Annotated in this window: 15 protein-coding genes and 1 pseudogene; 5 read left to right on the top strand and 11 right to left on the bottom strand. The window is 73.0% G+C overall.

What is annotated here, in order from left to right:
- Positions 1-6 precede the first annotated feature (6 nt).
- Complete coding sequence (locus tag BMY61_RS14355; RefSeq protein WP_042451094.1) at positions 7-954, bottom strand: LysR family transcriptional regulator; 948 nt, start codon at positions 952-954, stop codon at positions 7-9.
- 12 nt (positions 955-966) lie between these two features.
- On the opposite strand from BMY61_RS14355, the pseudogene BMY61_RS48605 reads away from it, so the two are divergent.
- Positions 967-1,884, top strand: a pseudogene (locus tag BMY61_RS48605) (EamA family transporter); the annotation flags it as partial.
- A 195-nt stretch (positions 1,885-2,079) separates the two neighbouring features.
- On the opposite strand, the gene BMY61_RS14345 reads toward BMY61_RS48605, so the two are convergent.
- On the bottom strand, positions 2,080-2,979 hold the full coding sequence (locus BMY61_RS14345) for an SDR family oxidoreductase (protein ID WP_042451090.1): 900 nt from the start codon (positions 2,977-2,979) through the stop codon (positions 2,080-2,082).
- Between the two features lie 108 nt (positions 2,980-3,087).
- Between BMY61_RS14345 and BMY61_RS14340 the strand changes: the two genes are divergently transcribed.
- Entirely contained in the window at positions 3,088-3,648 is a 561-nt protein-coding gene (locus tag BMY61_RS14340) for a TetR/AcrR family transcriptional regulator (RefSeq protein ID WP_042451082.1), read from the top strand.
- Between the two features lie 379 nt (positions 3,649-4,027).
- Here BMY61_RS14340 and BMY61_RS14335 read toward each other — a convergent pair whose 3' ends face one another.
- The 4 genes from BMY61_RS14335 to ctaD all read right to left on the bottom strand — a co-directional run bounded on the left by BMY61_RS14335 (position 4,028) and on the right by ctaD (position 10,360).
- On the bottom strand, positions 4,028-6,457 hold the full coding sequence (locus BMY61_RS14335) for an ATP-binding cassette domain-containing protein (RefSeq protein ID WP_082015204.1): 2,430 nt from the start codon (positions 6,455-6,457) through the stop codon (positions 4,028-4,030).
- 111 nt (positions 6,458-6,568) lie between these two features.
- Positions 6,569-7,960, bottom strand: a complete 1,392-nt coding sequence (locus BMY61_RS14330; RefSeq protein ID WP_052438930.1) for an HNH endonuclease signature motif containing protein — start codon at positions 7,958-7,960, stop codon at positions 6,569-6,571.
- 153 nt (positions 7,961-8,113) lie between these two features.
- The gene (locus tag BMY61_RS14325; protein WP_052438929.1) at positions 8,114-8,497 is read right to left on the bottom strand and encodes a hypothetical protein; all 384 of its coding nucleotides are present in this window, start codon (positions 8,495-8,497) and stop codon (positions 8,114-8,116) included.
- Positions 8,498-8,632: 135 nt separating this feature from the next.
- The gene (ctaD, locus tag BMY61_RS14320) at positions 8,633-10,360 is read right to left on the bottom strand and encodes an aa3-type cytochrome oxidase subunit I (RefSeq protein ID WP_236656113.1); all 1,728 of its coding nucleotides are present in this window, start codon (positions 10,358-10,360) and stop codon (positions 8,633-8,635) included.
- A 270-nt stretch (positions 10,361-10,630) separates the two neighbouring features.
- On the opposite strand from ctaD, the gene BMY61_RS14315 reads away from it, so the two are divergent.
- Positions 10,631-11,005: a hypothetical protein gene (locus BMY61_RS14315; RefSeq protein ID WP_042451079.1), complete on the top strand. Its 375-nt coding sequence runs from the start codon at positions 10,631-10,633 to the stop codon at positions 11,003-11,005.
- Between the two features lie 29 nt (positions 11,006-11,034).
- Here BMY61_RS14315 and BMY61_RS14310 read toward each other — a convergent pair whose 3' ends face one another.
- The 3 genes from BMY61_RS14310 to BMY61_RS14300 are packed head-to-tail and all read right to left on the bottom strand — an operon-like array spanning position 11,035 to position 13,344.
- A complete protein-coding gene (locus BMY61_RS14310; protein WP_042451077.1) occupies positions 11,035-11,436 on the bottom strand; it encodes a DUF6334 family protein in 402 nt (133 codons plus the stop codon).
- A 16-nt stretch (positions 11,437-11,452) separates the two neighbouring features.
- Complete coding sequence (locus BMY61_RS14305) at positions 11,453-12,121, bottom strand: response regulator transcription factor (RefSeq protein WP_042451075.1); 669 nt, start codon at positions 12,119-12,121, stop codon at positions 11,453-11,455.
- Entirely contained in the window at positions 12,118-13,344 is a 1,227-nt protein-coding gene (locus BMY61_RS14300; RefSeq protein ID WP_052438928.1) for a sensor histidine kinase, read from the bottom strand. Before BMY61_RS14300 ends, BMY61_RS14305 begins: the two co-directional genes overlap by 4 nt.
- Before the next feature lie 155 nt (positions 13,345-13,499).
- Here BMY61_RS14300 and BMY61_RS14290 point away from each other — a divergent pair, with 155 nt between their 5' ends.
- Positions 13,500-14,411: an ABC transporter ATP-binding protein gene (locus BMY61_RS14290; RefSeq protein ID WP_425314684.1), complete on the top strand. Its 912-nt coding sequence runs from the start codon at positions 13,500-13,502 to the stop codon at positions 14,409-14,411.
- Between the two features lie 17 nt (positions 14,412-14,428).
- Positions 14,429-15,169, top strand: coding sequence for an ABC transporter permease subunit (locus BMY61_RS14285; protein WP_042451071.1), 741 nt, complete (start codon positions 14,429-14,431; stop codon positions 15,167-15,169).
- 235 nt (positions 15,170-15,404) lie between these two features.
- Here BMY61_RS14285 and BMY61_RS46140 read toward each other — a convergent pair whose 3' ends face one another.
- Complete coding sequence (locus BMY61_RS46140; RefSeq protein ID WP_052438927.1) at positions 15,405-15,905, bottom strand: SSI family serine proteinase inhibitor; 501 nt, start codon at positions 15,903-15,905, stop codon at positions 15,405-15,407.
- Positions 15,906-16,474: 569 nt separating this feature from the next.
- The gene (locus tag BMY61_RS14275) at positions 16,475-18,208 is read right to left on the bottom strand and encodes a DUF885 domain-containing protein (RefSeq protein WP_042451069.1); all 1,734 of its coding nucleotides are present in this window, start codon (positions 18,206-18,208) and stop codon (positions 16,475-16,477) included.
- Positions 18,209-18,231 lie beyond the last annotated feature (23 nt).

The following is an 18,231-nucleotide window of genomic DNA, read 5'->3' as shown; positions in this document are numbered from 1 at the left end:
ATACTTTCAGAGTGTGGGATCGATCCGTTGCGCGAAGGGCCGCGACAGGCCCGCCCGCTGCCGCAGCAGCTCCGTGACCAGCGCCAGCGGCGGCCAGCTCGCGCGCCCGCGCCGGGTCACGGCGTGCACCCGCATCCGCACCTCGGGGGCGGCCAGGGGCAGCACGCGGACGCTGGGAAGGGTCGGTCGGTCCAACGGCAGCAGGCCCACGCCGAGGCCTGCCGTGATCATGTCCTCGACCAGGTCCAGGCTGTCCGACCGGTGGGTCAGTCGGGGACTGAACCCCGCCAGCGAGGCCAGCGTGCGGATCACCGTCTCGTCGGCCGTGTTACGGGAGTTGCCGATCCAGTCGCAGGCCCGGAACCGCGCGAAGACCTCCACCGTCGTCATTCCCTCCACGTCGCCCCCCGCGACCTCGTGCGCGGTGGCCGGGACGCCCAGGCCCCACAGAGCCGTCCAGAGCGGCTCGGTGACCAGGACGGACGGGTCCGGCTCAGCCGGCGCCAGCGTGTAGTCGTAGGTCAGCGCCAGATCCACTTCGTCCGCCGCCAGCAGCTCCAGCGCCTCAGCCGGCTCGTGCTCGCGCACCAGCAGGTGCAGGCCCGGATGCTCGACCGCGAGCCGCGTCACGATCGGCAGCAGATGGGCCCGGATCGCCGTGGCGAAGCCGGCCACCCGCAGCGTGCCGCTCGGCTCCGCCCCCGGCGCGAGGTCGCGCTGCGCCGCCTCCACCGCCGCGAGGATCACCGTCGCGTGCTCCACCAGGCGCCGCCCGGCCGGCGTCAGCCGTACCCGCCGCCCCTGCGGCTCGACCAGCGCCGCGCCCGTCTCCCGTGCGAGTGCGGAGATCTGCTGGGAGACGGTGGAGGTGGTCGTGTTCAGTGCCTCGGCCACCGCCCGCATCGAGCCCAGCCGGGCGAGCTCGACCAGCACCTGCAACCGTCGCGTCTCCATGCCGCCATTGTCATGCCGCCATGGTCCAACCGTTCGGCTTTCACGAACGAACTGTCCAAGATCCGCACGTGGACGCGAACGGTTGTCGCGCGATCTACTCGGACCATGACCAGCAGCAGTACGCACTCGGCCGGTTCCGTCTCCCGCCGGGCGGCGCGCGCCGGGACGTTGATGGGTGTGGCGTCGATGAGCACCGTCCAGTTGGGCGCCGCGCTGACCGTTCCGATGTTCGCCCGCCTCGGCGTCCTCGGCACGGTCGGACTCCGGCTCGCCTGGGCCGGGCTGGTGCTGCTGGTCGTGGTCCGCCCCCGCCGTCGTGACTTCGCCCGTCCCGACCTGGTCGCCTGCGTCTGGCTGGGTGTGGTGACGGGTCTGCTGATGACGTTCTTCGCCCTCGCGGTCTCCCGCATCCCGCTCGGCACCGCGAGCGCGCTGGAGTTCCTCGGGCCGCTCGCCGTCTCGCTGTTCGGCCCCGGCAGCGGACGCCGCCGCTGGACCGTCGCCGCGGCCGCCGGCGTGGTGCTGCTGACCGAGCCGTGGCACGGCGGCGTCGACCCGCTCGGCCTCGCCTTCGCGCTTGCCTCGGCCGCCTGCTGGGCCGTCTACATCCTGCTCACCCAGCATGTCGGCGACCGCGTGACCGGCCTGAACGGCCTCGCCGTCTCGATGCCCGTCGCCGCGGTCGTCGCGATGCTGCTTGCCGCGCCCACCCTCGGCGGACGGCTCGCCTGGCAGCCGGTGATGATCATGCTGGGGCTGGCGGTGCTCAGCCCGCTCGTCCCCTTCGCGCTGGAGTTCCTTGCGCTGCGACGGCTCACGGCCTCGTCCTTCGGCACCCTGATGAGCCTGGAACCCGCGATCGCCCTGCTGGTGGGCGCGATCGTGCTGCACCAGGTGCCGGGCGTCGGCCCGGCCCTCGGGGTGGCGCTGGTCGTCACCGCCGGGGTGGGGGCCACGCGGGGCGGTGGCCGCCCCGTCCCGGAGGCGAGCAGGCCGAGGGCTCGGCGGCGGTCGTCGCCGAGCGGGCCCCGTCGGTCACCCCCGAGGAGCCCTCCGCGCTCGCCGGGACGGGCGCCACCGGGTGATCCGGCCGGGGCCGTTACCCGAGCGGCACCGGCTCTCCCGTCACTGAGGGAGTGTGTACGCCCCGGCGGCGATGTCCTCCAGCAGCGTCGGACCGGTCGGCGTCCAGCCCAGCAGCTCCCGGGTGCGGGTGCTGGACGCGATCGCGTCCATGCCGAAGAAGTGCCCGATCCAGCCGAAGTGCGCCTCCGCGTCCTCCGGGGCGACGGAGACCGTCGGCACGCCGAGCTGCGCGCCGATCGCGCCGGCGATGTCGCGGGAGGGGATGCCGCTCTCGGCCGCCGCGTGCACGCGCGAGCCCGCGGGTGCCTGCTCCAGGGCGAGGCGCACCAGGCGAGCGGCGTCGGTGCGGTGCACGGCGGCCCAGCGGGTCGTTCCCTCGCCGATGTAGGCGGCGGCACCGTGCTCGCGCGCGATGCGCGTCAGCTGCGCGGTGAAGCCGTGGTCGCCCATGCCGTGGACGGTGGGGGAGAAGCGCAGTGCGACCGGGCGCACCCCGCGTTCCGCGTAGGACAGGGCGAGGTTCTCGCTGCCGCCGCGCATCGAGTCGACGCCGTGGAACGGCGAGGCGTCCTCCTCCGTCAGCAGCTTGCCGACGGCCCCGGAGACCAGTCCGGAGGCGAGCAGGAGCGGGCGACCGCTGCCCTCGAGGGTGTCCAGCATCCGCTGGACCGCGGTGTGCTCGGTGCGGCCGGCGCCGGCGTAGTCGGTGAAGTCGTGCTTGAACGCGAGGTGGATCACGGCATCGGCGGCCTTGGCGGCCGACGCGAGGGAGTCCGGGTCGTCGAGGCTGCCCCGGTGGACGGCCGCACCCTTGGCGGTCAGCGCCGCAGCGGACTCGTCGGAGCGGGCGAGGCCGACGACCTCGTGGCCCGTTGCCAGCAGTTCGTCGGTGACAGCGGAGCCGATCCAGCCGGAGGCGCCGGTGATGAAGACGCGCATGACGGCGTCCCTTCTTCGGGGGCAAGGACAGTCCTGCGGATGTCAGTGACTGACATCAGTAACGGTAGCACTCTATGTCAGTGACTGTCATCAGTAGACTCTGCTGTCATGACTCGCTGGAAGCCGGACGCACGGGGGCGGATGATCGCCGCCGCCATGGAGCTCTTCGCCGAGCGAGGCTTCGACGCGACCACGGCCGGTGACATCGCCGCGCACGCGGGCGTCACGGAACGGACCTTCTTCCGGCACTTCGCCGACAAGCGCGAGGTCCTCTTCGACGGCTCCGGCACGATGGCCCATCTGGCCACGGAGGCGATCCTCGCCGCGCCCGCGTCCCTCCCGCCGCTCGACGCCGCCCTCGCCGGCATGGCCGCCGCCGGTGGCCTGCTCGCGGACCGGCGCGAGCACGCCGTCCGCCGCTCCCGCATCGTCGCCGCCCACCCTGCGCTCCACGAGCGCGAGCTCCTCAAGCTCGCCTCGCTCGTCGACGCCACCGCCGACGCCCTGCGCGCACGCGCCGTCCCCGACCCCGACGCGGCTCTGGCCGCGCACTGCGCGGTCGCCTGCTTCCACGTCGCCTTCGGCGCCTGGATCTCCGCCGCCGACCCGGCCCCGGACTTCGCCCGCTACGTCGACCGAGCCGCGGCCGCCCTGCGCGCGCTGAGCTGAGCCGTGCGCCCTGACCTGAGCGCCGTCCGGGTCGGGTCGGCGGTCCTTCTCGACGGCGACCTCGTCCGGCCGGCGACGTGGTCGGCGTGGTGGCCCAGCGCCCGGTCCGCGTAGCTGTCGACCTGACTGTTCGGCAGACGGCAGACGGCAGACGGCAGACGGCAGACGGCAGACGGCAGCCGGGGGAGCGCCGGTTGGCCTGCGGATCCACCAGGTGCTCGCCGGGGTCGCCCTCCCGGCGCAGCAAGGTCACCATCGCGCGCCCGCCGTTGGTGACGACCGCGCGCAGGCGACCCCGCTCGTCCTCGAAGCAGGTCTCCTGGGCCGCTCGGTCCAGCCGGTGGCCCAGCAGCTCCCGGGCCTCCTGCCCGGGCATCGATCAGCCGATGTAGTCGGCCAGGTGCTGGCCGGTGAGGGTGGCGCGGGCGGTGACGAGGTCGGCGGGGGTGCCCTCGAAGACGACGCGGCCGCCGTCGTGGCCCGCGCCGGGGCCCAGGTCGATGATCCAGTCGGCGTGGGCCATCACCGCCTGGTGGTGCTCGATGACGATCACCGACTTGCCCGCGTCGACGATCCGGTCGAGCAGGCCGAGCAGCTGCTCGACATCGGCCAGGTGCAGGCCCGTCGTCGGCTCGTCCAGGACGTAGACGCCGCCCTTCTCGGCCATCTGCGTGGCCAGCTTGAGCCGTTGGCGCTCGCCGCCCGACAGGGTCGTCAGCGGCTGGCCCAGCGTCAGGTAGCCGAGGCCGACGTCGGCGAGGCGGCCGAGGATGGTGTGGGCGGCCGGGATCCGGGCCTCACCGTCGGCGAAGAAGGCCAGCGCCTCGGCGACGGGCATCGCCAGCACCTCGCTGATGTCCCGTCCGCCGAGCTTGTACTCCAGGACCGAGGCGTCGAAGCGCTTGCCGTCGCACTCCTCGCAGGTGCTGGCGACCGTGGCCATCACCGTCAGTTCGGTGTAGACGACGCCCGCGCCGTTGCAGCCGGGGCAGGCGCCCTCGGAGTTGGCGCTGAACAGGGCCGGCTTGACGCCGTTCGCCTTGGCGAACGCCTTGCGGATGGGCTCCAGCAGGCCGGAGTAGGTGGCCGGGTTGCTGCGGCGTGAGCCGCGGATCGCGGTCTGGTCGATGGAGACCACGCCCGCCTCGGCGGTCTCGGACTGCTTGGGCAGCGAGCCGTGCAGCAGCGAGCTCTTGCCCGAACCGGCCACGCCCGTCACCACGACGAGCACGCCGAGCGGGATGTCGACGTCGACGTCCCGCAGGTTGTTCGCCGAGGCGCCGCGGATGGGGAGCGCGCCGGTGGGCTTGCGGACCTCGTCCTTGAGGCGGGCGCGGTCGTCCAGGTGGCGCCCGGTGACCGTGCCGCTGGTGCGCAGCCCCGCGACGGTGCCCTCGAAGCAGACCGAGCCGCCGGCGGAGCCCGCGCCGGGCCCGAGGTCCACGACGTGGTCGGCGATCGCGATCGCCTCCGGCTTGTGCTCGACGACCAGCACCGTGTTGCCCTTGTCGCGCAGGCGCAGCAGCAGGCCGTTCATGCGCTGGATGTCGTGCGGGTGCAGGCCGATCGTCGGCTCGTCGAACACGTAGGTGACGTCGGTGAGGGCCGAGCCGAGGTGGCGGATCATCTTCACGCGCTGGGCCTCGCCGCCCGAGAGCGTGCCGGAGGGACGGTCCAGCGAGAGGTAGCCCAGACCGATCTCGACGAACGAGTCGAGGTTCTGCTGGAGCGACGTCAGCAGCGGCGCGACGGAGGGCTCGTCGAGGGCGCGGACCCACTCGGCGAGGTCGCTGATCTGCATCGCGCAGGCCTCGCCGAGGTGGATGCCCTTGATCTTGGACGAGCGGGCCGGCTCGGCCAGCCGGGTGCCGTCGCAGTCGGGGCAGGTGGCGAAGGCGACGGCCCGGTCGACGAAGGCGCGGATGTGCGGCTGGAGCGCGTCGCGGTCCTTGGAGAGCATCGACTTCTGGATCTTGGGGATCAGGCCCTCGTAGGTGAGGTTGATCCCGCTGATCTTGACCTTGGTCGGCTCCTTGTAGAGGAAGTCCGCCAGCTCCTTCTTGGTGTACTTGCGGATCGGCTTGTCCGGGTCCAGGAAGCCGGACTCGATGAAGATCTTCGTCGTCCAGTGGGCGTCGACCGAGTATCCGGGGACCTTGATGGCGCCCTCGTTGAGGGACTTCGACTCGTCGAACACCTCCGCCAGGTCGATGTCGGAGACCGAGCCGCGGCCCTCGCAGCGCGGGCACATGCCGCCCTGGATGCTGAAGCTGCGCCGCTCCTTGACCGTCTTGCCGCCGCGCTCCAGCGTGACCGCACCCGCGCCGCTGATGGAGGGCACGTTGAAGGAGAAGGCCTTGGGCGAGCCGATGTGCGGGGTGCCGAGCCGGCTGAACAGGATGCGCAGCAGGGCGTTGGCGTCGGTGGCCGTGCCGACGGTGGAGCGCGGGTCCGCGCCCATCCGCTGCTGGTCGACGATGATGGCCGTGGTCAGGCCCTCCAGCACGTCGACCTCGGGCCGGGCCAGCGACGGCATGAAGCCCTGCACGAACGTGCTGTACGTCTCGTTGATCAGCCGCTGCGACTCGGCGGCGATGGTGTCGAACACCAGCGAGCTCTTGCCCGACCCGGAGACGCCGGTGAACACCGTCAGCTGCCGCTTGGGGATCTCGATGTCGACGTCCTTGAGGTTGTTCTCCCGCGCGCCGTGCACGCGGATGACGTCGTGGGCGTCGCCGCCGGCGGCCGACGGTGCTGACGATGCCGACCCGGCCGACCCGGCCGACCCCTTGGTCGTGGCCCTGCTCATGGTGTCTCCCTCCATGGGGCGGCCGCCCGCCAACCACAAGCGATCGTAGCCGCGCCCACCGACAGGCACAGGGAAGCTGATCGATTCTCCGCGCGCAGGCGTCATGTCCGCTCACCACTGCGGGAATCGGCTGTTCGGCAGTGGCGTGCCGCCGGGCGGCGGGACCGCGACGGGTCTGCCGTCGCGCAGGGCGAGTGCCCATCCGGTCCGGTGCAGGTCGGTGTGGTGCTCCCCGCACAGCAGGGCCAGGTTGTCGAGGCTGGTCCTGCCGCCGTCGGCCCAGTGGATCATGTGGTGCGCCTCGCACCAGGTGGGTGGTCGGTCGCAGCCCGGCCAGACGCAGTGGCGGTCGCGGGCGACGACCGCGTCGCGCAGGGCGGCCGGGACCGTACGGGTGGCGCGACCGACGGAGAGCGGTTCGCCCTGGCGACGGGTGAGGATCACCCGCAGCCGGCAGTCGCACGACTCCTTGCGGGCCTGCCAGGCCGGGAGCTGGTGGCCCCGGGCGGTGGTGCAGGCCGCCCTGGGGCGCAGCAGGCCGGACAGCTCCTCGCTCTCCTTGCTCTCTGCCGCCGACCCCGACGCGGGGTGCACCCGGCAGCCGGGACGCAGCGCCTCCAGATCGGCGATGAGGGTGAGATGCGGGCGCTGGGCTCCCGTGGTGGGAAGCCGGTCCGCGCGCAGGGCGAGGTCCGTCACGGACTCGAGGGCGTCACCCAGGCGCTCCGCGGAACTGCGCGGATCTCCCTCGGCCGGCACGCCGGCGGCCGCCTCCAGGGCGACGCGGAGCTTCTCGCCCGCGAGTGGGGACAGCTCGCCGGACAGGACCCAGAACGGGTTGTCGCTGGTGCCGGTCGGCGAGAGCCTGACCCAGGACTGGAACGCGGGCGGGAGGGCGTCGACCGGCGGCTCCTCCTCGGCGACGAGGTGGGCGTGGATCTGCCGCGCGGCCTGGCGAAGGTGGGTCAGATGAAGCCTGGGGGCCTGCTCGACCAGCAGCTCCTCGGCCGCGTGGCGTGCGTCGGCGTCCTCCACCGGAGAGATCTCGCGGGAGATGACCTCGACCTGGTCGGCCGAGAGCGCCCCGACCGCGAGGGCGCCGGACACGGCAGGCAGCCGGTCCAGCCACCGGGCCAGGGAGACCAGCCGGTTGGCGTGGCCCTCGGCCAACTGCGCGTGGGTGCGCAGGAACCCCTTGGTCGAGCGCGAGCGCACCGCGCTCGCCCCGCCACTGCGGTCGAACACGGCGATGCGGCGGAGCAGTTGCGCGGAGAGCATCTCCTCGAAGCGGACGAGCGCGAGGATCTGCTCGGCCTGCTCGTGGGCACCACGGATCAGCAGAGCGTCATCGGACTCGGCGGCGAGCGCGGCCAGGAGAGCGGAGGCGGTGAAGGGCAGGGTCCGCAGCGGGTCCACACCGCAGTGGGCCTGGCGGGAAGCGGAGGGGGTCAGCGGGTCGGCCAGGAAGGCGTCACCCAGGCTGGAGCCGAACGGCTCACCCATGGACGCCTCTCCGCCTTCACCACCGCCCCCGAACATTGAGGCGTCCATAGAACAATGGTGACGCCCCGCAAGCGCGCGCACCATCGCTCGGATGAGTGAAAACAGCAGCTCAGCGCTGACTTTGCTCCCAGCGACGGTGCGGCGGCGGGTTCGTCACCCGATCGGGTGGAGGTAAGCCTCCGCGGCCACCAGGCCCGCCGCCGCGGTGAACGCGGCGGCGACCAGACGCAGCTTCAGGTGCCGGTACCGGTCACCGTACTCGCGCTGCAGCTGGCGCGCCCGGTGCGCGACGCGGTCGACGAAGGCGCGGGAGGAGTCGAGCCGTTCCTGCCGGTAGAGACGGATCACGTCCTCGCGCTGGCCGCTGGTCAGCCAGGGGAGCAGGTCGGCGAAGCGTTCGGCGTCCCGCTGGGCGCGGGCGGTCTCCGCCTGCCAGTAGAGGTAGCCCTCCAGCATCCGCAGGCCCTCGGCGGCGTCCGGGTCCGCGTCGGTGTCGGTGCCGGGTGAGAGAGTGTGAGGGTCGTCGTCGGCGGCCACGGGCGAGGCCTCCCGAGGTGGTCGACCGGTGGCCCGGCCGTGCTGCGGATGGGGAGTCGGAGGTGCAGTCGATGGATGGCCGGGCGGCCGACGGCTCGCCGCCCGGCCCGAGCGCCACAGGTCGCGGTCGCGGTGCTACTTCTCGCGGCGTGCGTCGCGCTCGAGAGCGGCGGTGAGGTGGGGCGGGACCTCGCCGGCGTTCTCCAGGTAGTCGCGGGCGGCGATCGCGGGGTGGTGCAGCTCGAAGGCGGGGGATTCGGAGCGGATCCGCGGCAGGGTCAGGAAGTTGTGCCGCGGCGGCGGGCAGGAGGTCGCCCACTCCAGCGAGCGCCCGTAACCCCACGGGTCGTCCTCGGTGACGACGACGCCGGACTTGCCGGTCTTCCAGACGTTGTAGAGGAACGGCAGGATGGACAGGCCCAGCAGGAACGAGCCCGCCGAGGAGATGACGTTCAGCGTGGTGAAGCCGTCACCCGGCAGGTAGGTGGCGTAGCGGCGTGGCATGCCCTCCGCGCCCAGCCAGTGCTGGACCAGGAAGGTCGTGTGGAAGCCGACGAAGAGCATCCAGAACTGGATCTTGCCCAGACGCTCGTCGAGCATCTTGCCGGTCCACTTGGGCCACCAGAAGAAGAACCCGGAGAACATGGCGAAGACGACGGTGCCGAAGACCACGTAGTGGAAGTGGGCGACGACGAAGTACGAGTCCGACACGTGGAAGTCCAGCGGCGGCGAGGCCAGGATGACGCCCGTCAGGCCGCCGAAGAGGAAGGTGACCAGGAAGCCGACGCTCCACAGCATCGGGGTCTCGAAGCTGAGCGAGCCCCGCCACATGGTGCCGATCCAGTTGAAGAACTTGACGCCGGTCGGCACGGCGATCAGGAACGTCATGAACGAGAAGAACGGCAGCAGCACCGCGCCCGTCACGTACATGTGGTGCGCCCACACGGTGATCGACAGACCCGCGATCGCGATGGTGGCCGCGATCAGCGAGGAGTAGCCGAACATCGGCTTGCGCGAGAAGACGGGGATGACCTCGGAGATGATGCCGAAGAACGGCAGCGCGATGATGTAGACCTCGGGGTGGCCGAAGAACCAGAAGAGGTGCTGCCACAGGATCGCCCCGCCGTTCGCGGAGTCGTAGACGTGGGCGCCGAACTTGCGGTCGGCCTCCAGCGCGAGCAGCGCGGCGGCGAGGACCGGGAACGCGAGCAGCACCAGCACGGCAGTCAGCAGCACGTTCCAGACGAAGATCGGCATCCGGAACATGGTCATGCCCGGGCAGCGCATGCACAGGATGGTGGTGATGAAGTTGACCGACCCGAGGATGGTGCCGAAGCCGGAGAGCGTCAGACCCATGATCCACATGTCGCCGCCGATGCCGGGGCTGTGGATCGCGTTGGACAGCGGCGAGTAGGCGAACCAGCCGAAGTCGGCCGCGCCGTCCGGGGTGAGGAAGCCGCCGACCGCGATGAGCGAGCCGAAGAGGTAGAGCCAGTACGCGAAGGCGTTGAGCCGGGGGAAGGCGACGTCGGGCGCACCGATCTGCAGCGGCATGATCCAGTTGGCGAACCCGGCGAAGAGCGGCGTCGCGAACATCAGCAGCATGATCGTGCCGTGCATCGTGAACGCCTGGTTGAACTGCTCGTTGGAGAGCAGGGTGTTGTCCGGTTTGACCAGCTGACCGCGGATCAGCAGCGCCATCACGCCGCCGACCAGGAAGAAGGCGAACGAGGTCACCGTGTAGAGGGTGCCGATGGCCTTGTGGTCGGTGGTGGTCATCCACTTGATGATCGTCTCGCCGGCGGTGACGCGCTTGGCCTCGCGAGGGGCCTCGTCGACGGCGGCGGTGGGTTGAGCGTGCACGGGTCTCCTCGCGCCCACGTGGGGTGGCCCACCGGGCGGAGTGGGCGTGCCTGAGCGCCGCCTACCACGTCCGTCGGCCGGGTGCTGCTGGACCTTAGCGACGCGCCGACCGGCGTCGACACGACACGCCCACGCGCGCTTCGGGGAGCCCCGGAACGGGTGACGGCGAGGCGCCCATCCGGACGCGCCGGGCAGGCGCCGCCCGCTGACTGCGGGTGAGCATGGGCAGGCGGGGGCTGACGAGGGAGTCGAGGGACGGGAGCGGCGCTGATGGTCGACAACCTGGAACCGAAAGGGCCGGCACTCGCGGTCCCGTCCGGGTCACTGCTCCCCGCGCTCCCGTCCTGGCTCCACCCGGCGGCGCTGCCCGCGGCCGGCCTGTTCGGTGCGGCCCTGTGCACGGCCGTCGCCGGCCTGCACCTCTCCCGCGCCCACGGTCCTGTGCTCGCCTGGCACGCCCTGGCCGGTCTGGTCGGCCTCGCCCTGGCCCTCGCCGCCGTCCTGTGGACGGGCCACCGCGCCCGGCGCTCGCGGACCTGGTCCCGCATCGCCGTCGCCACCGCGCTCATAGCCGTGGGCATCGCGGCCGTCGACACCGCGATGCTCTGCTGGTACGCGTTCGACCGCCTGCTGAGCAGTACCTGAGTCGTACCCGACCGGACGACGTCAGCGCGTCAGCCTGTGGGCACGAGGGTGATCTGCCAGGTCGAGGCGGCGGCGATCAACTGGACCCGGCACACCTCCTTGCCGTCCTCGGCGAACGCGAACTGGATCCCGTCCGCGTAGCCCTGCTGGTTGCACAGGATCCAGATCCACTGCGCCGACCTGCCGAGGGCCCCGGCCCAGGGCGAGTCGGTCGGCGCGTCGCCGACGAGGAACTCCTTCGACATCGTCCCCGACTCCCGGTCGATGAGGACCGTGTCGTCGTCAGGGTCCACGCCGAGGACCCAGGACCCCGTCTCGAACTCCAGGACCACCCGGGCCACCTGGTCCGGGAGCTCCCGGTAGGCGCCGTGGCGTACGGCCGTCAACCGCCCGGCGTCATGGCACATCGCGCGGCACTCGTCCTGAAGCACGGTCAAGCTCCTTGGTTCAGCGGGCGAGGCCGCTGCGGTGGGCGAAGACGACGAGCTGGGCACGGTCACGTGCGGCGACCTTCGTCATCGCGCGGTTGACGTGGGTCTTGACCGTAGCGGGGCTCAGCACCAGTTGTGCGGCGATTTCGTCGTTGGACAGGCCGGTGGCCACCAGCGCGGTGAGCTGCCGCTCGCGGTCGGTCAGGGTCGCCAGGGCCCGGCGGGTGTCGTCGTCCTGCGGCTGCTGCGGGGCCGGGTCGGTGAGGAAGCGTGAGATCAGGGCCCGGGTGGCGGCGGGGGAGAGCAGGGAGTCGCCCCGGCTGACCGTGCGCACGGCCTGGATCAGTTCCTCCGCGTCCGCGCTCTTGCCGAGGAACCCGCTGGCGCCCGCGCGCAGCGCCTCGAAGACGTACTCGTCGATCTCGAAGGTGGTCAGGATCAGCACCCTCACCCCGGCGAGGTCCTCGTCGGCGCTGATCAGGCGGGTCGCGGCGAGCCCGTCCAGGACGGGCATGCGGATGTCCATCAGGACCAGGTCCGCCCGTGCGGCCCGGGCCAGCCGGACCGCTTCGCGGCCGTCGCCGGCCTCGCCGACGACCTCCAGGTCCGGGGCCGAGGAGATCAGCGCCTTGAAGCCGCTGCGCAGCAGGGGCTGGTCGTCGGCGATGACGACGCGGATGGTCACTTGGTCCGCTCCGGGGTGAGATCGAGGGGCTGGTAGGGCAGGACGGCGCTCACCCGGAACGCGCCGTCGGGGCGCGGTCCGGCGCTGAACTCGCCACCGAGGGCGAGGACGCGCTCGCGCATCCCGACGATGCCGTGGGTGGCACCTGGCAGCGGCTCGGTCGGTGGGGAGTCGCGCGGCGTGACGGGACTGCCGCCGAGGTCGTCGACGGTGATCCGCACCTCCCGGGCGCGGTAGTCGAGGTGCAGCCGTGCCCGGCGTCGGCGCGAGTGCTTGTAGACGTTGGTCAGCGACTCCTGGATCACCCGGTAGGCGGTCAGGTCCGCCGCGGGCGCGAGCGCGACGACCGTGCCGTCGGCGTGGAGGTCGACGCCGAGGCCGGAGTCGCGCAGCGAGGCCAGCAGGTCGTCGAGCCCGTCGAGGCCGGGAGCGGGGATGGAGGTGGGCGCGACGGGGTCGCCCGGCTGCCGCAACAGACTGATGGTGTCGCGCAGTTCACCCAGGGCGCGGCGGCTGGCCTGCTTCACGTGCCCGAGGGCCTCGCGGGCCGCGTCGCCGTCGGAGTCGATCGCCCGCCCGGCGACGTCGGACTGCACGCTGATGAGCGCCAGTTGGTGGCCCACCGCGTCGTGCAGATCGCGGGCGATGCGCAGCCGCTCCTCGGCGACGCGGCGGCGTGCGTCCTCCTCGCGGTCGCGTTCGGCCCGCTCCGCGCGCTGCTCGACCTCCGCGAGGTAGGCGCGCCGGGTCCGGCTCCGGTCGCCGACCGCGATGGCCAGGCCGCCGAGCGCGATGAAGGCGAGGTTCTGCGGACCGAGCAACGCGGGCCGCTGCACGGCGTGGACGACGGCCAGCGCGGCCACCGCGCCTCCGCACAGCAGCAGGCCGAGACGCCGTTCGACCTGGTCGGCGACGGTGTACAGGGCGATCCACGGTGCCAGCAGGATCAGCACGCCACCGGTCCCGTCGGTGGCGGCGAGGAAGACCTCCGCGGCCGCCGCACTGACGCACAGGACCACCAGCGGATGGTGGCGTCGCGCGGCGAGGGCTCCGCACGCGACCGCAGCGGCCGCGACCGCCGGGCCCCGGTGCGCCTCCGGGGACGCGCCGTGGCCGGTGAAGGTGGTCAGCAGCGTCGCCGCGAACACGGCCAGCGCGATCGCGGCATCCGCCGGATCGGGATGCCGGCGCGCGACGCGACGCAGGTGGCCGAGGGCGTTCATTCCTTCACCATAGGCGGCCCGACCTGGGATGCCGTCACCCTTCTGCGGCAGCCGCTGATACCGCGCCCGCGGTAGACGCCCCGGTAACGACCGCGGACGGCGTAGCACCGATTGCCGCCGTCGGGCGACGACTCCCGGCGCCCGGGGCGACGAGGGTGGGAGCGAAGGCCGGGGCGACGCCCCGGCCCCACTCCCGAGGAGAACCCGATGCCCGCGAACGCCCGACCGACACCGACGCCGACACCGACACCGACACCGACACCGACGCCGACACCCACACGGACGCCGACGCCGACACCCGCCTGGGGGACGCGATGAGCGCCGGAATCACCGTCGACGCCCTGACCAAGCGCTACGGGCCGGTCGCGGCCGTCGACGGGCTGAGCTTCACCGTCGAGCCCGGCCTGGTCACCGGCTTCCTCGGCCCGAACGGAGCGGGGAAGACCACCACCTTGCGCATGCTGCTCGGCCTGGTCACGCCCACCTCGGGCACGGCCCTCATCGACGGGCGCCCCTACGCCGGTCTGCGCCGACCGCGCCGGGTCGTCGGCGCGGTCCTGGAGGCGACCGGCTTCCACCCCGGCCGCCGCGGTCGCGACCACCTGCGCGTGCTCGCCCAGGCGGGCGGGATCGCGCCGAGCCGAGTCGACGAGGTGCTCGAGCAGGTCGGCCTGGGCGACGCCGGAGGTCGCCGCGTCGGCGGCTACTCGCTCGGCATGCGGCAGCGCCTGGGCCTGGCCTCGGCGCTCCTCGGCGATCCGCAGGTCCTCGTCCTGGACGAGCCCGCCAACGGCCTCGACCCGGCCGGAATGGCCGACCTGCGGGACCTGCTGCGCGGCCTGGCCGCCGAGGGCCGCACCGTGCTGATGTCCAGTCATGTGCTGAGCGAGGTGGCGCAGACCGTGGACCGCGTGGTCATCGTCGCGGGCGGCACCCTGCGCCACGCCGGCCCTCTCGCCGAGCTGACCGCCGCGCAGGGCGAGACGCTCGAAGCCGCGTTCCTGCGCCTGACCGCCACCCCCGACACCGACCCGAGCGGCGCCGTGACGGCGCCCGTCCGCGGCTGAGCGCGAGGAGCAACGAGATGCACGACCTGATCCGCACCGAGGGACTGAAACTGCACACCCTGCGCAGCCCCTGGCTGGTACTCGGCGCCGCACCCGTACTGGTGACCGCCGGCATCAGCGGCCTGGTCCTGTCCCGCACCGGTCCGCTGGACACCGCCGCACAGAGCGGGGCACTTGCCCACGTGGGGCTGAGCTCGCTGTTCACGCTCGTGTTCGGCATCCTGGTGGTGGCGGGCGAGTACCGACACAGGACCGTCACCGACACCTTCCTGAGCGTTCCCGCGCGCCGCCGCGTCATCGGCGCCAAGCTCGCCCTCTCGGCCGTCCTGGCGGCGGCGTGCGGGGTCGTCAGCAGCGCCGTCGGACTTGCCGTCGCAGCCGCCTGGTGGGCCGACAAGGGCGTCCGGTTCGACTGGTCGGATGCCACGATGTGGGCCACGATCGGCGGCGGGGTCGCCTGGAACGCGGCCTTCGCCGCCATCGGGGTGGGCGTCGGCGCACTGATCCGCAGTCTGGTCGGCGCCGTCGCGGTCTCGCTGGCGTGGGTCGCCCTGGTCGAGGGGATCGTCGGGCAGCTCGTCGGCAACCTGGCACGCTGGCTGCCGTTCAACGCCGGCCAGGCGCTCGGTGCCGGAGCGAGCGCCATGACCAGGACCGATCTGCTGCCACGTTGGGGAGGCGGCGTCGTGCTGGCGGCCTACACGGTCCTCTTCGCGGTGCTTGCCGTCACCACCACGGCGCGCCGCGACGTCTCCTGACCGAGGGGCGCCTGCGGCGTGGCTGGCCAATGAACGGCGGGCATAGGCATGGTGACGTCGCGTCGGGAGGGCCGGCGGGACCCGACGGTCGACGGTGCCGGAACCGCCGAGCGGTGGTGGCGGCCCGCCGGTCCGGTGGGGAAGGATCGGATGCGGGCCCCCGCTCTCCCCCCGTGGGCGGGGGCCCGTCAACGCGTCAGAAGGCCGCGCCCGAAGGCCGCGCCCGAAGGCCGCGTCAGAACGCGAAGAGCACGCCCGTCGCCCGGCGCAGCAGGCAGCCGTTGGCGTAGGTGTGCTGGTAGTCGACGGGGCGGCCGTTCCACACGCCCGTCGCGGTGACCGTCACCGGCGCGACGAGGTCGGGACACATCACCTGAAGGCCCGGGCGCGAGGTGAAGTCCAGCCCGTCGGCCAGGAGTGCGGCGCAGCTCTCGACCGGGGCGGGGTGGTCACCGCCGGGCTCGGTCCCGCAGGTGAGTACGGCCGAGCGGCCGGGACCGGGGTCGGTGGCCGTGCCGGGGCTGACCGTCATCACCAGGACCGAGGGGCCCTGCGCGTTGGGCGCGGGGTCCGCCGCGGGGTCGGCGGCGGCTCCTGGCACGGCGGTCGCGAACAGCGCCGCGACGGCGGCGAGGGTGACGGTGCCCAGCCGGGTGCCGAGCTGCCGGCGAGGGCGCGGCCGGCTGTCCGGCCGGGTGGTCCGAGGCGTACGCGGCAGGCGAGAGATGTGACCCATGGTGTCCTCCGGGCTGCTTTCCGTGACCGTCCGAACGGTCGGGACGTTCCGAGCCAGGACCCTGCCACAGCGGCGGAACGATTCGCTCCGAGGAGAGGCCGAACGAGCCGCCGGCCGCTTCCTGCCACTCGGCCGGATTGCCGCTGGCCACGGGCCCTGGTGACCCGCGCACCCCCCTGGGGCGGCCCTGTCCTCGCGTCCCCCGGGCGGGGGACGCGAGGACAGGGCCGGACAGGGCCGGACGGGGCCTTGCGGGGGCGGTGTGGTTCGGCCACGGCGGAACGGCCGGGGCGGGTCGGAGGTGCACCCGGGTGGGTGGCGGGTGCCGTCACCTGGCCCCTGCCGGTTCCACTGGTCGGTGGGGACGGGACCACCGGACGGCGGTACTGGGCCACCGGCGCGGGCTGCCAGCATCGTCCCCCGGGCCACCCACCTGGTGCGACGAGGCCCCGACCGTGGGGGGACGGCCGGGGCCTCGAGTCGCCGGGTGGCGTGACCGACACGCGCGGTGCGCCCGCTTCGGAGCGGGGGCGGGCGCACGCGCGTGGTTGCGGGGTCGCCGTTGTGGGTCAGAGCGCGGCGAGGTTCTCCGTCAGGTCGTCGAGACCCAGCGAACCCTGCCGGATGGCCTTCATGTGCCAGGCCTTCAGGTCGAAGTCCGCGCCCAGGCGGGCCCGGGCCGCGTCACGGCCGGCCAGCCAGGCGCGCTCGCCGAGCTTGTAGCCGATGGCCTGGCCGGGCAGTCCGAGGTAGCGGACGATCTCGCTGTCGCGCGCGGCGGCGGGCATGCCCACGTACGCGTCCAGGAAGCCCGTGCCCAGCTCGGGGGTCCAGCGCTCGCCCGGGTGGTAGGGGGAGTGCGCCGGGATGACGTACTCCAGGTGCATACCGATGTCGATGATCACCCGCACGATGCGCATCATCTGCTTGCCCAGGTAGCCGAGGCGGCGGCCCGGATCGGTGAGGAAGCCCAGCTCGTCCATCAGCCGCTCCGCGTACAGGGCCCAGCCCTCGACGTTCGCGCTGACCTTGCCGAGGGTCACCTGGTAGCGCGACAGCTGGTCGGCCGCCGCGGTCCACGAGGCCAGCTGCAGGTGGTGCCCGGGAACGCCCTCGTGGTACCAGGTGCTGACCAGCCGCCAGGTCTGGAAGCGCTCCTGGGCGTCGCCGTTGGCGAGCGGCAGCCAGGTGCGTCCCGGACGGCTGAAGTCCAGGCTCGGCGCGCTGTAGTAGGGCGCGGCGGCGCTGCCGGCCGGAGCGATCCGCGTCTCGACGCCGCGCAGCGGGCCCTGGATGTCGAAGTGACTGCCGTCGAGGGCCTCGATGGCCTCCTCCACGAGCTGCTGCAGCCACCCGCGCATCTGCTCGGCGCCCTGCACGGTGTGGCCGTGTCGGTTCAGGTGTTCACGCGCCTCCTGGACCCCGGCGCCGGGCAGCACTCGCTGCGCCTCGGTCTCCAGCTCGGCCCAGACGCGGTGGAACTCCTCCCAGGCCCAGTCGTAGGCCTCGTCCAGGTCCAGGTCGGAGCCGGTGAAGCGGCGGGCGGCCACGAGGTAGCGCTCCCGGCCCACAGCGTCCGGGGTGCCCTTGGCGGCGGTCGCGTAGTCGGCACGCAGCCAGTCGCGGAACGAGGCCACGGCCGCGGTCGCCGCGCGGGCGGCGGTGTCCAGCTCCGGCCGCAGTGTCTGCGGCGCCGGCTGGACGAAGTCGGCGAACCAGCCCGCGCCGCCCGTGTCCTCGCCGGTCCACTGCGTCAGCTGCTGCGTGAGCACCTCGGCCTGGCGCGGTGCGGCGAGCAGACCGCGCGAGACGCCCTCGACCAGGGTCGACCGGTAGCCCTCCAGGGCCTCGGGGAGTCCACGCAGCCGCCCGAGGACGGGCACCCAGTCCTCGTCGGTGGCCAGCGGCATGGTGGTGAGGATGCTGCGCAGGCCCTGGGCGGGGGTGTGCAGGTTGCGCACCGCGCGGAAGTCCTCGCCCGTGTCGTACCACTGGAGTTCGGCCGTGAGCCGCTCACGCAGCAGCCGGGCGCAGACCTGCTCGCCCGGGTCGTCCGCCCAGCCGCCGGCGTCCAGACCGTCCAGTCGGCGCAGCGTGTCACGGGCGAGGTCGGCGGCCTCGCCGAGCCCCTGCGGGGTCAGGTCCGGCATGCGGTCGTTCGTCGGGTCCAGTCCGAGCCACGTGGAGACGCTGGGATCCAGGGCGGCGACACGGGTCACGTAGTCGTCGGCGAGACTGCGCGGCGTCGTGGGCCGGGGTGTCGCCCAGTCGGCGGTCGGCGGGTTGTTCGGTTCGTCTGCCATTCGATCATCCTGGCCGACGTGGG

The sequence above is a fragment of the Streptacidiphilus jiangxiensis genome (genome assembly GCF_900109465.1).
GTDB classification, from domain to species: Bacteria; Actinomycetota; Actinomycetes; order Streptomycetales; family Streptomycetaceae; genus Streptacidiphilus; species Streptacidiphilus jiangxiensis.
The sequence above is the reverse complement of the archived record's forward strand: the minus strand, read 5'-3'. Positions and strand labels throughout refer to the sequence as shown.

Coding starts and splice junctions, on each gene's coding strand:
- BMY61_RS14335 (WP_082015204.1), bottom strand. CDS start 6,457: ATGAGCAGGGCCACGACCAAGGGGTCGGCCGGGTCGGCCGGGTCGGCA.
- BMY61_RS14340 (WP_042451082.1), top strand. CDS start 3,088: ATGACTCGCTGGAAGCCGGACGCACGGGGGCGGATGATCGCCGCCGCC.
- BMY61_RS14300 (WP_052438928.1), bottom strand. CDS start 13,344: ATGAACGCCCTCGGCCACCTGCGTCGCGTCGCGCGCCGGCATCCCGAT.
- BMY61_RS14355 (WP_042451094.1), bottom strand. CDS start 954: ATGGAGACGCGACGGTTGCAGGTGCTGGTCGAGCTCGCCCGGCTGGGC.
- BMY61_RS14330 (WP_052438930.1), bottom strand. CDS start 7,960: ATGGGTGAGCCGTTCGGCTCCAGCCTGGGTGACGCCTTCCTGGCCGAC.
- BMY61_RS46140 (WP_052438927.1), bottom strand. CDS start 15,905: ATGGGTCACATCTCTCGCCTGCCGCGTACGCCTCGGACCACCCGGCCG.
- BMY61_RS14285 (WP_042451071.1), top strand. CDS start 14,429: ATGCACGACCTGATCCGCACCGAGGGACTGAAACTGCACACCCTGCGC.
- BMY61_RS14345 (WP_042451090.1), bottom strand. CDS start 2,979: ATGCGCGTCTTCATCACCGGCGCCTCCGGCTGGATCGGCTCCGCTGTC.
- BMY61_RS14275 (WP_042451069.1), bottom strand. CDS start 18,208: ATGGCAGACGAACCGAACAACCCGCCGACCGCCGACTGGGCGACACCC.
- BMY61_RS14315 (WP_042451079.1), top strand. CDS start 10,631: ATGGTCGACAACCTGGAACCGAAAGGGCCGGCACTCGCGGTCCCGTCC.